This window comes from Micromonospora sp. LOL_015 (assembly GCF_048060275.1).
Classification (GTDB): Bacteria; Actinomycetota; Actinomycetes; order Mycobacteriales; family Micromonosporaceae; genus Micromonospora_E.
The window spans coordinates 1-11,336 of the sequence record NZ_JBHMIO010000080.1 but is presented as its reverse complement, the minus strand read 5'-3'; the positions used below and the strand labels follow the sequence as shown (position 1 = coordinate 11,336).

Genomic DNA, 11,336 nt, shown 5'->3' with positions numbered 1-11,336 from the left:
GACCGTGCAGGTCGCGGCGATCAACGAGTGGCTGTGACCGACTTTGATACACGCCCTAGTCGAGCGGCGCGGCCAGGTGCCTGTCCGCCGCGCGCCGGGCGCTGCGGGACCGGTCCGCCGGCAACGACCTGACGCCGAATCAGGTCGACGCGCTGTTGGCCACCTGCAACGAGGCCCTGATCAACTCGTTGGAGCACGCCTACCACGGGCGTCCGGGTGGCCCGGTCGCGTTGCGGGTGATGCTGCTGGACCGGCAGCAGGTCCGGGTCGAGGTCACTGACCGGGGGCATTGGCGGGGACACTCGCACGACGGGTCCGACCGGGGGCGCGGGCTCGACCTGATCAACCGGATGGCCCGCCGGCTGGTGCTCGACCTTTCCGGCGCCGGTACCCGGGTCACCATCACCCTGCCGGGACGGTGGTCAGCCCCGGATCGCCTGGCGAATCCAGTCGGCGATGTTGTCGACCCGCGACGTCGTCTCGACGTCGGAGTGCGGGCAGTCCGGGCCGAAGCTCTCCACCGACACCAGCGCCGGACCGCGGCGACCCCGCTCGACGAAATACGGGGCACCGGAGTCGTACGGGCAGGCGCTGGTGTCCGGGTGCGGGTACCGGCCGGTCACGCCGATGGTCGAGTCGGCGACCTCGGTGACGGCGAACAGCCCGGTGCGCAGCACGGTCGACGGCACCGGGTCGACCGAGTTGTCGGCGCCGTATCCGGTGAGCCGGACGATTGCGCCGACCTGCGGCGGCCGGTGGGCCAGGGCGATCGGCTTGATGCCGCGTACCGGCTGGTCCAGCTTTGCCAGCGCCAGGTCGTTGGTGGACGACTGGCGTACCGCGATCACGGTGGCGACCTGGCCGCCGTCGCCGGTGAGGTCCGCCCGGCCGACGGTCGCGGTGGTCAGGTCGGCGACCGGGCGGTCGACCCGTACCCCGTCGAAGGTCCGGAAGCAGTGCCCGGCGGTGACCACCCACTGCGGGTGGATCAGGGCCCCGGAGCAGGCGCTGTTGCGGCGGCCACCGTCGGCCGTCGGGATGCCGGTCATCGTCAGCTTCACCGAGAACTGGTACTTGCCGTCGGGGACGATCGTGCCGTTGGCGACGGCACCGGCCGGCCCGGCGGTGGCCAGGCCGAGGCCGGCCGTCACGGCCAGCGCGAGCGCCGCCGTGGCCAGGCGGGAGGCGAGGGTACGGGACACAGTTGGTTCCTTGTCGGATGGCCGCACCGGACGACCGGGTCGCAGGCTGGGCGGTACCGGTGCCGGCGGGCAGCGGACGTTGGACGTTGGACGTCTCGACGCTAGGTCGACCCGCTGACCATCGGACATGGACTTTTCCCTACATCTACCCGCCCGGCCCCGGTGGCGGTACCGGCTCACCGGCAGTCCGTCACCGCACGGAACCTCAGCTGCACGCGCGGTAGACGTAGTCGGCCCGGTTGCGGTGCGGCGACACGTCGGGCACGGTCCGGCGGGCCGTGTCGACCACAAAGAGTTTGGTGTCGGTCGAGCCGGTCTCGTCGAGGAAGGTGGTGCTGCCGTAGTTGAGGTTGTAGTGCACGGACTCGGTCCGGTTGCGCCACCCCCAGCGGCCGAGGTCCTGCCATCCGCAGTCGCTGAGCCGGCCCCGAGGATAGGTGTAGTTGGTGCCGTCGTAGAAGCAGAACCAGCCGCCGGGGCAGTCCGGACCGGCGAGCGGCCCGGCTTCGGCGGTGCGGACCACACTGACGATGAACATCCCGCCGGAGTAGGCGATGTCGGTCTCGTCGATCTGGGTGCCGCCGGGGTGGGCCGCCAGGTAGGCGTCCATCCGCGACTGAACGGCGGTGGGACCGGTCGCGGCGACGCCGGGCTGCAGGCCGGTGGCCAGCACGGCGACGGCCAGTACGGCGGGCACCAACCGCCGGCTCAGGTGTGGGGTCCGGCGACGGATCCGAGTGCGTGGCGTCATGGCGGGCTCCAGTTGCTCCGGGTGGCGTCCAGAAGTGGGTTGGGCGTACCGACAAGGTCGCCGTCACCCCTCAGTGCCCAGTTAGGAACTTCTCAACACGACACCGCCGACGGTAGCCAATCAACCGACGAGATCGCCATATCTACGTCGGTGAATAGGTGGACACGATCGCGTCTCTCCGACCCGGACTGAGCTGCAACTTTCGGCCGACAACTGCCACCTCGCAAAGCGCGACTTTCTCGTGTTCCACATCCTGGAACAATTGACCATGATCAACAAAAATCAACAGGCACGATCTGGCACGCTGACGCCTCTTATAAGACGGATGCCGGAACCGGCAGCTCCGATTGCGACGACGTCACCGTAACGAGCACCGAGGAGCATTGTGGATGCAGAAGATGCGGCAGAGCTCAATGCCTGGCTCGGGGAACAGGTGAGTCAGCATCATGCGCTGCTGTGGACGGTACTGTTTCAGCGCCTCGAGGTCACGAACCTGATAGCCCTCGCGCATCAGCACCGGTCGGCGCAGGAATCGACCCGCTGGCTGTGGCGGCCCAGGCTGTGGCGGGTCGCGGTCCCTGCGGTCGTTCTGGTGGTGCTGCTAATCGTCGGGGTCGAAGTCGTCCGCTCGTACAGCGTGCCCGGTCCGGCCGGACCGGGCACCACCGACCCGGTCCTCGCCGACCCGGAACAGCCGCTGCCGCTGACCGCCGGCGCGGGCACCGCCCCGGCCCGCCACCAGCTGGCGGCGATCGCCCGGCACGTCCACGCACTCGACCAACCAGCAGTCGACCAACCAGCAGTCGACCAACCAGCACTGGATCAACCGGTTCCCGACCAGCCGGCCACCGCCGACCGCTACACCTATGTCCACCTGCGGGCCTGGTGGCGCGACGATCCCGCCACCGGGCAGGACGGCGGAGCGTACGACCGGCGACTGTGGTGGGCCGCCGACCGGTCCGGGCAGGAGACCCGGGTCGACCCGGCGGAACCGGACCGGCCCGCCGAGGTGGTCGAGTACCCGCCCGGCGCGCTCGGTGTCGCCGTACCCGATCCCGCCGCCGACCGGACGGTGCTGGCCGGCCAGCTCGCCGAGGAACAGCCGATGCACGAAGGCCCGCAGGCCGCGCTGCGGGCTGTCGTCGGCCTCTACCGGTTCCACGACCTGTCCCCGGCCCAGCGGGCCGCCGCCCTGGCCGTCCTCGCCGACGCCGAGCTGGTCACCCACGGTCCGGTGCTGGACCGCGCCGGCCGGTCCGGCGTCGCGGTCAGCGCGACCGGCGGGATGGACGGCCGGCCGGTGCGGGACACCGCCGTGATCGACACCGCCACCGGTCGGCTGCTCAGCTACGAGCGGGTGGCCCTACCCGCCGACGACCGCGCGGCGGCCGGCACCGTCACCCACTACCTGGTGTTCCTGCGCTCCGGCCGGGTCGGTCGACTCGGCGCCGAACCGGCCGACTGAACCGTCACCGGGTACCCGCCCCGGACGGCCGGCATGAACCTGCGGCGGGCGGGTACCCGGTGACGATGCCCGACATCGCCAGCTACGGGCTCCTGAGTGACTGCCAGGGAGCGGCGTTACTGTCCGCGGACGGCTCCGTCGACTGGTGGTGCCCGGCCCGATTCGACGCGCCGAGCGTCTTCGCCCGGCTGCTCGACCCCGACGCCGGACACTGGTCCATCACCCCGGTCGACGGGCACCGCACCGCCCGCCGATACCTGGCGGACACGATGGTGCTGCAGACCGACTTCCGGACCGCCGACGGCGAGCTGCGGCTCACCGACGCGCTGGCCCTCGGCCCCGGCGAACGCGGCCACCGCATCGGCGACACCTCACCGCACGTACTGCTGCGCCGGGTCGACGTCCTCTCCGGCACCGTGCAGATCGACGTCGACCTGGTGGTCCGGCCCGAGTACGGCCGGGTCGTCCCGGTGGTCACCGGCGACGACAGGCGGATCGAGCTGGTCGGCGGCAGTGACCGGCTGGTCCTGACCGGCGACCCGCTGCCGGCCGAGCTGTCCGCCGGGGTGGACCGGATCGCCGGCCGGCTCACCCGCACCGCCGGGCAGACCGTACGGTTCGCGCTGCGGCACCTGCTGGCCGACGACACCGCGCCGCCGGCCGACGACCAGCGGTACACCGTGGACGACACCGTCGCCGGCTGGCGGTCCTGGGCCGACGAGCACCACAGCTACCAGGGGCTCTACCAGGAACAGGTACGGCGCAGCGCGCTGGTGCTGCAGGCGCTGACCTATCAGCCGACCGGTGCGGTGGTGGCCGCGCCGACCACCTCGCTGCCCGAGGAGGTCGGCGGCGGCGCGAACTGGGACTACCGGTACGCCTGGCTGCGCGACGGGGCGTTCACCATGCAGGCGCTGTGGGTGGCCGCCTGCCCGGACGAGGCGCACCGGTTCTTCGACTGGATCGCCGACTCGGTCGGTGAGCTGCCCACCGAGCAACCGGTGCCGATCATGTTCGGGGTCGGCGGCGAGCGGGACCTGACCGAGCACGATCTGGAGCACCTGCGCGGCTACCAGGGCTCGACGCCGGTCCGGGTCGGCAACGACGCCTGGCGGCAGCGGCAGCTCGACGTACTCGGCGAGGTGATGCACGGTGCCTGGATCCTGCGCGACCAGCTCGGCGAGCTGGCGACGGGCACGGTACACCTGCTCCGGGGCCTTGCCGAGCGGGCCTGCCGTACCTGGTCCCAGCCGGACTCCGGGATCTGGGAGGGCAGGGAGGGCGAACGCCACTACCTCACCTCGAAGCTGATGTGCTGGGTGGCGCTGGACCGGGCCGTCGGGCTCGCGCCGGCGCTGCACGCCGAGCGCGACGTCGACCGTTGGCGCCGGACCCGGGAACAGATCCGCGCGGCGGTCCTCGACGAAGGTTGGAGCGACCGGCGCCAGGCGTTCACCGGGGCGTTCGGCTCCGACCACCTCGACTCCGGCGTTCTGATCATGCCGATCATGGGGTTCCTGCCCGGCACCGACCCCAGGGTGGTCGCCACGATCGACGCCATCGAGGCGGACCTGACCCACGACGGACTGGTCCAGCGGTGGACCGGCGGCGAGGACGAAGGAGCCTTCCTGATCTGCTCCTACTGGCTGGCCGAGGCACTCGCGTTGGCCGGCCGGCACGACCGGGCCCGCCAGGTCTTCGAAGCGGCCACCGGGTGCGCGAACGATCTCGGGCTGCTCGCCGAGGAGGTGGACCGCCGCGACGGCACCCTGATCGGCAACTTCCCGCAGGGGCTGTCGCACATCGGCCTGATCAACGCGGCGTGGACGCTGTCCCGGACCGGGGAGGCGTCGCAACCACCGGGCCCACCCGTCGGGTAACCGGGCGTTCGTCGTCCGTCGGTGCCAGTGCGGCCACCGCCGTCAGGTCCAGGCCGCCGAGGTTCGCCCGGTACCGTCGATCGTCGAGAACCCGCCACACCGCAGCGGCGATCCGGTCGGCGCAGCCGACGTCCAACAACCGGTACGCGGCGTCCCGCCCGGTGCGGGCACCCGCGTCGAGGCTGATCCCGATGCCGAGCCGGACCGCCTGCCGGGCGACCAGCGGTTGATCGCCGAAGAACGGCACGACGACCATCGGCACCCCGGCGATGATCGCCTCGTGGAAGCTGTTGCTGCCGCCGTGGGTGACGAACACGTCGGCCCGGCTGAGCACCCGCTGCTGGTCGACGGCGTGCCGGATCACCCAGTTCGCCGGGTACCGGTCCAGGATCCGGCGGCCCCGGGTCGGGAAGACCACCGTCAGGTCGGCCGAGGACCAGTGCCGGGCCAGGCCGGCGACGCACCGGCGCAGCGCGCCGACCAGTTCCGGCTCGGCGTACCAGAGGTTGTCCAGCACCTCGGTGCCGAAGGACAGGTAGACGACCGGCCGGGCCGGGTCGGTGCCCCGGCGCTGCCAGCCTGCGCCCCGGCCGTCCTGGCTGGCCGGCCGGTTCCGGGACGGCCAGCCGTCGGAGAGGTACCCGGCGAAGCGGTAGCCGACCGTCGCGCGGTTGTCCCGGAAGTCGGGCGGCGTGACCGCACGGTATGACCAGAGGATGTTCTGCTCGGCCGGCAGGTGCAGACAGTTCGAGACGAGTTCCACCGTTGCCGGGTCGAGCGTGACGCCGTACCGCCGGTCCAGAGCGTCCAGCGCCGCCGTGTTCGCCGACGCCGTCAGGCAGTGCCGCAGATACCCGGCGTCCGTCATCGGCCCGACCAGTCCCGGCACCGAGCACCACGCCGGCACGCCCAGCCGGCGGGCGACCAGCGCGCCCTCGATCGCGCAGAAGTCATACAGCACCAGGTCGGGGCGGTAGGCGCGGGCCACCGCCAGGCATTCGCCGAACAACCGGTACGCCCGGTCGAACACCCGGTCCGCCGGAGTGTTGCGGAACTCGCGGCAACCCGGCAAAGCGACGGTCGACCCGGCCAGGTCACCCAACCGGGGCACGGTGGTCTGCCGGTCGACGAGCACCAAGCGGAAGCTGTCCTCGGCCCGGTGCCGGCGGATCAGCCGTTTCAGGATGTTGAGGTGTCCCTCGTTGGGGATACTGAATACGAGCACCCGTCGTCGCGGCATCCCGCACCTTTCCCGCCGGCCGGCCCGACAAACCACCGGATCCCCACCGAATCGCCTACCCGGCGGCGCGCACCCCGTTACCGTCGGCCCGGTGACCACCCAGCAGCCGACCGTCAGCCGATCGCGGCCATCGCAGCAGCAGGCGGACGACCTGCTGGGCCGGATGAACCTGGCGGAAAAGGCCGGGCTGCTGTTCCACCCGATGATCGGCATCGGTCCGGGCGGCACCCTCGCGCCGGCCGACCCGGACGCCGGTCTACTCGCCGCCGAGGAGATCGTCCTGCACCGCCGGATCAGCCAAGTCAACCTGGTCGGCACTGCGGCACCGGCCGACCTGGCCCGCTGGCACAACCAGCTGCAGGACCTGGCATCGTCGACCCGGCTCGGCGTACCGGTGACGGTTTCCACCGATCCCCGGCACGCCCGGTCCGCCAACCCCAACACGGCGGCGCTGGCCGGTGCCTTCTCCACCTGGCCGGAACCGCTGGGGCTGGCCGCCACCAGCGACCCGGAGCTGGTGCGACGGCACGCCGACACCGTCCGGCGGGAGTACCTGGCGGTCGGCATCCGGGCCGCGCTGCACCCGCAGGCGGACGTCGCCACGGACCCGCGCTGGCCACGGGTACTGGGCACCTTCGGCGAGGACCCGGAGCTGGTCAGCCGGCTGACGGTGGCATACCTGTCCGGGTTGCAGGGTCCGACGCTCGGACCGGACAGCGTCGCCGCGCTGGTCAAGCACTTTCCCGGCGACGGCCCGGTCCGCACCGGCGAGGACCCCCATTTTCGGTACGGCGCCGAGCAGGCCTACCCGGGTGGCCGCCTCGCCGCCCACCTGGCGCCGTTCGTGGCGGCCGTCCGGGCCGGTGCCGCGCAGGTGATGCTCGGCTACGGGCTGCCGGTCGGCACCGAACTGCCGCCGGTGGCGTTCGCCTTCAACCACGAGGTGGTGACCGGGCTGCTGCGCCAGCAACTCGGCTTCACCGGGGTGATCTGCGCCGACTGGGGCGTACTGACCGACGCCTCTTTCCGGAGCGAACGCCGACCGGCCCGCGCCTGGGGCGTCGAACACCTCGAACCGGCACAGCGGCTGCGTACCGCGCTGCACGCCGGGGTGGACCAGTTCGGCGGCGAGGCCCGCCCGGACCTGGTGGTCGACCTGGTCCGCAGCGGCCAGGTCACCGAGGACCGGATCGACGAGTCGGCCCGCCGCGTCCTGCACGACAAGCTGCGGCTCGGCCTGTTCGAGCACCGCTACGTCGACCCGGAGCACGCCGCGCAGGTGGTCGGTGGCCCACCGGCCCGCGCTGCCGGGCTGGCCGCCCAGCGGGCCTGCGTGACGCTGCTGCGGCAGGCCCCGCCGGACAGTCCGGCCCGGTTGCCGCTCGCCCCCGGCCTGCGGGTGTACGCCGAGGGCCCACTGCGGGCCACGCTGGGTGGCAGGTGGCCGGTGGTGTCGGAGCCGGGTCAGGCGGACGTGGCGGTGCTGCGGCTGGCCGCGCCGTACGAGCGGCGGCCCGGCCCGGTGGAGGCGTACTTCCACGCCGGGCCGTTGGAGTTCCCGCCGGGTGCGCTGGACCGGGTGCTGGCGGTCGCTGCGGCGGTGCCCACCGTCGTGGACGTCTACCTGGACCGGCCGGCGGTGCTCACGCCGCTCGCCGACCGGGTCGGCACCCTGCTGGTCAGTTTCGGCGTCGAGGACACCGCACTGGTCGACGTGCTCGCCGGGGAGCCGGCACCGACCGGCCGGCTGCCGGTCGATCTGCCGGCCAGTCAACGAGCCGTGCTCGCCGGGCAGCCGGACGCCCCGTTCGACGACCCGGACCCGTTGTTCCGGTGCGGCCACGGGCTGACGTTCTGACCGGACCGGGCAGGTCAGGGGTGGCCGGGCAGGTCAGGGGTGGCCGGGCAGATCAGTCGCGGGCCCGGAGGCGGTGCAGCACGGCGGCGGCGACCAGCCCGTACGCCAGGTGCGGCACGATGTCCGACGCCCAGTCGGCAGCGCTCCACTGCCGCGGGTCGGTCACCTTGAGCAGGGTCATCGGCGCGTCCGAGCCGGCCATCGCCAGCATGGCGAGCAGCCCGGTTGCCGCCCAGACCGGTGCCCGGCGAGGGCCGGCCACGGCGTACAACGCGCCGGCACCGAGGCCGGTCGCGTAGCCGAGCAGCGGCCCGAGCCCGGCCCGCCGGTTGCGGGCTGTCTCCTCGTCGCCGAGGTCGACGTGCAGCGTCTCGGCGAGCCGACCGACGCTGCGCTGCGGGGTGCTGCTCGCCGGCCGGGCGCGGCCGGCCATGTCGAGGTAGGTGACCATGTTGAGGGCGCTGGTGCCGGCGGCACCGGCCAGCAGCCCACTCCAGATTCGCCGCATGAGCAGGCTCGTACCCGCCCGCCCGGGAGGTTAACGCAGTGGAGCAGCGGGGGATTTTGTCCGTAATTCACGATGTTGCCAAGCTTCCCATGTCCACCTTGCGAATCTTACGTTTTGATCGGACGCTTGCAGCATGACAGCTGCCAGGGTCATGGACGAGCAGACGATCCTCCCCGACGACGCCGACAGCGCGGAAGTCGTCGACCTGCTGCAAGTGCTCCGTGATCGGGGACACCAGCCGCCGACCGGCCGCGCTCGGCTGGTGAGCGCCGATGGCAGCGCGTCTCGCCCCATTCCCGACGGCCTACACGACATTCTCGTCAAGGCACTTGAGGCACTGGCCAGCGGCTATGCCGTGACGATCGCCCCGCAACATACGACTCTCACTACGCAGCAAGCCGCCGACATGCTCGGCATCTCGCGGCCGACCCTGACGAAACTCCTGGAGGAAGGGAAAATTCCTCACGAACGCCCGAGCAGCCATCGTCGCATCAAGCTCGCGGACGTACTGCGATATCAGGAGCAGCGGCGGGTGGAGCGTAGGCAACTGCTCGATCAGTTGACAGCCGACAGCATCGCGTTGGGGCTGTACGACCTCACCGCCGACGAATCCACTGAAGGCGACGACAACCAGGCGTGAAGCGGACGGTTTCACCGACGCCCTGGTCACCGGATATGAGTCCCTCACCGTGGAGATGAAGAACGATTTCGGCGATCGACACGTCCTGGCGGCAGCCGTCGTTGGCCGAGCAGACGTCGTGGTGACGAACAACGTGAGGCACTTCCCCCGTGAGGTCATGGATCCGCTCAACATAGAGACACTGACACCCGACCGCTTCCTGTGCCTTCAATACGATCTGGCGCCAGCCCTGGTGGTCGATGTGATCAAGCGGCAGAGCGCGGAGACAGGCCGAGCGGAAGGAAACCCAAAGATGGGTTTGCACGACCTGCTTGACCGGCTCAGCGCGTGCGGTGCTCCGAAATTTGCCGAACACCTACAGGGTCTTCTCGCGGCAGCGAAGGTCCGGCCGCGTTCGCCGACCACGTCGACGCCACGCTTCGTCCAGCCGTAGCGCAGGCTAAGCTTCGTTGCCGTCGCAGGACGCCCCGCCGTACGGTGGCGGAGGCAGGTGATCCGGATGAAAGCCGAAGGTACGGGAGCCGGCTGGCCCGGCACGATTCACGTGGGTGAACCGCATGGCGGCGGGATCTCCACCCGGTTGAACTGGTTACGCGCCGGAGTGCTCGGTGCCAACGACGGCATCGTGTCGACGGCCGGTCTCGTCGTGGGGGTGGCCGGCGCGACCATCGCCACCGGCCCCGTCCTGACCGCGGGGGTCGCAGGGGTGGCGGCGGGCGCCGTTTCCATGGCGCTGGGCGAGTACGTTTCGGTGAGCAGCCAACGTGACTCCGAACGGGCGCTGCTGGCGAAGGAGCGCACCGAGCTCGAACGGTTCCCCGAGCAGGAGTTGGACGAGCTGACCGCGCTCTACGTCGCGAAGGGCCTGACCGTCGGAACCGCCCGCCTGGTAGCGGAGGAACTGACCGCGAAGGACGCCTTCGCCGCGCACGCCGACGTCGAGTTGCGGATCGACCCGGATTCGCTGACCAACCCCTGGCACGCAGCCGCCGCCTCGGCGATCGCCTTCACCCTCGGGTCACTGCTGCCGCTGATCGCGATCCTGCTGCCACCACCCGACGCGCGGGTGGCCGTGACGTTCGCCGTCGTGCTGCTCACACTCGCGGTGACGGGTGCGGTGAGCGCGAGACTGGGCTCTGCCAACGTGGGGCGGGCGGTGGTCAGACTCGTTGCCGGTGGTGCCCTGGCCATGGCCGTCACCTTCGCCATCGGGCAGTTCGTCGGCGCGACGGTGCTCTGAGCCGACCTTCGACCACGCCGCCGACGAACTATTGCTGCGATCAACACCTCCTCGGATGGTCCGTGAGGGTGTGGGTGCCGTCGGGGTGGAGTCGGACGGTGACGGGCTGGCCGGGTTGGGTGGCGGCGTGGCGGCGTACCTGCGTGATGTGGGTTGTGGTGTCGGGGAGAGTGCCGGCCGCCGCGGCGTGTTGTGGGACGGGGATCGGCTTCTCCTGGTCGGTGGGGATGGCGGCGCGCAGTGCGCCGTGCAGGTAGCGGTGGCAGAGTGCGACGGCTTCGGGCAGGGCGGCGCTGGTGGCGACGGGGTCGACGGCCAAGGGGGGGTCGACGACCCGGACGGACCAGGAGTGGCCCTGGGACAGTTCGGGTCGGCCGATGGTGTTGCGGTGGTCGATGACGGTGATGTCGAGGGCGAGGCCGAGGCCGCGGGTCAGGGCGGCGAGTTCGTCGAGGGTGGGGCCGGGCCAGCCGGTGGCCAGGACCATGATCCGGGCGCCGTCGTAGGTGGCGCCGACTTCACCGAGGTACGCGTCGAGCGGGTCGCCACCGG

At 71.5% G+C, this 11,336-nt stretch carries 11 protein-coding genes and 1 pseudogene; 7 read left to right on the top strand and 5 right to left on the bottom strand.

All coding sequences use genetic code 11. The annotated features are described in order from the left end of the window. Nucleotides 1–80: 80 nt before the first annotated feature. Nucleotides 81–395 (top strand): annotated as a pseudogene (locus tag ACFHWU_RS27955) (ATP-binding protein); the annotation flags it as partial. A 27-nt stretch (nt 396–422) separates the two neighbouring features. On the opposite strand, the gene ACFHWU_RS27950 reads toward ACFHWU_RS27955, so the two are convergent. Both ACFHWU_RS27950 and ACFHWU_RS27945 read right to left on the bottom strand, forming a co-directional pair. Further along, nucleotides 423–1,202: a S1 family peptidase gene (locus tag ACFHWU_RS27950; protein ID WP_416556649.1), complete on the bottom strand. Its 780-nt coding sequence runs from the start codon at nt 1,200–1,202 to the stop codon at nt 423–425. 205 nt (nt 1,203–1,407) lie between these two features. Then, a complete protein-coding gene (locus tag ACFHWU_RS27945) occupies nt 1,408–1,953 on the bottom strand; it encodes a peptidase inhibitor family I36 protein (protein WP_416592138.1) in 546 nt (181 codons plus the stop codon). 385 nt (nt 1,954–2,338) lie between these two features. Between ACFHWU_RS27945 and ACFHWU_RS27940 the strand changes: the two genes are divergently transcribed. Together ACFHWU_RS27940 and ACFHWU_RS27935 are read left to right on the top strand one after the other, a co-directional pair. Then, nucleotides 2,339–3,418 carry a hypothetical protein gene (locus ACFHWU_RS27940; RefSeq protein ID WP_416592137.1) on the top strand — a complete coding sequence of 360 codons (1,080 nt, stop codon included), beginning with the start codon at nt 2,339–2,341 and terminating at the stop codon, nt 3,416–3,418. A gap of 65 nt (nt 3,419–3,483) precedes the next feature. Beyond that, nucleotides 3,484–5,298, top strand: a complete 1,815-nt coding sequence (locus tag ACFHWU_RS27935) for a glycoside hydrolase family 15 protein (protein ID WP_416592136.1) — start codon at nt 3,484–3,486, stop codon at nt 5,296–5,298. Here ACFHWU_RS27935 and ACFHWU_RS27930 read toward each other — a convergent pair. Further along, complete coding sequence (locus ACFHWU_RS27930) at nt 5,231–6,538, bottom strand: glycosyltransferase (RefSeq protein WP_416592134.1); 1,308 nt, start codon at nt 6,536–6,538, stop codon at nt 5,231–5,233. The two genes, ACFHWU_RS27935 and ACFHWU_RS27930, sit on opposite strands and share 68 nt — an antisense overlap. A gap of 91 nt (nt 6,539–6,629) precedes the next feature. Here ACFHWU_RS27930 and ACFHWU_RS27925 point away from each other — a divergent pair, with 91 nt between their 5' ends. Further along, the gene (locus ACFHWU_RS27925; RefSeq protein WP_416592132.1) at nt 6,630–8,396 is read left to right on the top strand and encodes a glycoside hydrolase family 3 protein; all 1,767 of its coding nucleotides are present in this window, start codon (nt 6,630–6,632) and stop codon (nt 8,394–8,396) included. A 52-nt stretch (nt 8,397–8,448) separates the two neighbouring features. On the opposite strand, the gene ACFHWU_RS27920 is transcribed toward ACFHWU_RS27925, so the two are convergent. After that, complete coding sequence (locus tag ACFHWU_RS27920) at nt 8,449–8,904, bottom strand: hypothetical protein (protein ID WP_416592131.1); 456 nt, start codon at nt 8,902–8,904, stop codon at nt 8,449–8,451. A gap of 151 nt (nt 8,905–9,055) precedes the next feature. Between ACFHWU_RS27920 and ACFHWU_RS27915 the strand changes: the two genes are divergently transcribed. The 3 genes from ACFHWU_RS27915 (at nt 9,056) to ACFHWU_RS27905 (ending at nt 10,784) form a co-directional block, all read left to right on the top strand. Continuing rightward, complete coding sequence (locus tag ACFHWU_RS27915) at nt 9,056–9,544, top strand: helix-turn-helix domain-containing protein (RefSeq protein WP_416592130.1); 489 nt, start codon at nt 9,056–9,058, stop codon at nt 9,542–9,544. Between the two features lie 55 nt (nt 9,545–9,599). After that, the gene (locus ACFHWU_RS27910) at nt 9,600–9,977 is read left to right on the top strand and encodes a hypothetical protein (protein ID WP_416592129.1); all 378 of its coding nucleotides are present in this window, start codon (nt 9,600–9,602) and stop codon (nt 9,975–9,977) included. Between the two features lie 111 nt (nt 9,978–10,088). After that, on the top strand, nt 10,089–10,784 hold the full coding sequence (locus tag ACFHWU_RS27905; protein WP_416592128.1) for a VIT1/CCC1 transporter family protein: 696 nt from the start codon (nt 10,089–10,091) through the stop codon (nt 10,782–10,784). Between the two features lie 40 nt (nt 10,785–10,824). Here the strand turns inward: ACFHWU_RS27905 and ACFHWU_RS27900 are convergent. Further along, nucleotides 10,825–11,336: hypothetical protein (locus ACFHWU_RS27900; protein ID WP_416592127.1), on the bottom strand; the 512-nt coding region annotated here is incomplete at its 5' end.

Bases quoted from the DNA above. Each gene is read 5' to 3' on its own strand.
- ACFHWU_RS27945 (WP_416592138.1), bottom strand. From the start codon at position 1,953: ATGACGCCACGCACTCGGATCCGTCGCCGGACCCCACACCTGAGCCGG.
- ACFHWU_RS27935 (WP_416592136.1), top strand. From the start codon at position 3,484: ATGCCCGACATCGCCAGCTACGGGCTCCTGAGTGACTGCCAGGGAGCG.
- ACFHWU_RS27930 (WP_416592134.1), bottom strand. From the start codon at position 6,538: ATGCCGCGACGACGGGTGCTCGTATTCAGTATCCCCAACGAGGGACAC.
- ACFHWU_RS27920 (WP_416592131.1), bottom strand. From the start codon at position 8,904: ATGCGGCGAATCTGGAGTGGGCTGCTGGCCGGTGCCGCCGGCACCAGC.
- ACFHWU_RS27915 (WP_416592130.1), top strand. From the start codon at position 9,056: ATGGACGAGCAGACGATCCTCCCCGACGACGCCGACAGCGCGGAAGTC.
- ACFHWU_RS27910 (WP_416592129.1), top strand. From the start codon at position 9,600: ATGAAGAACGATTTCGGCGATCGACACGTCCTGGCGGCAGCCGTCGTT.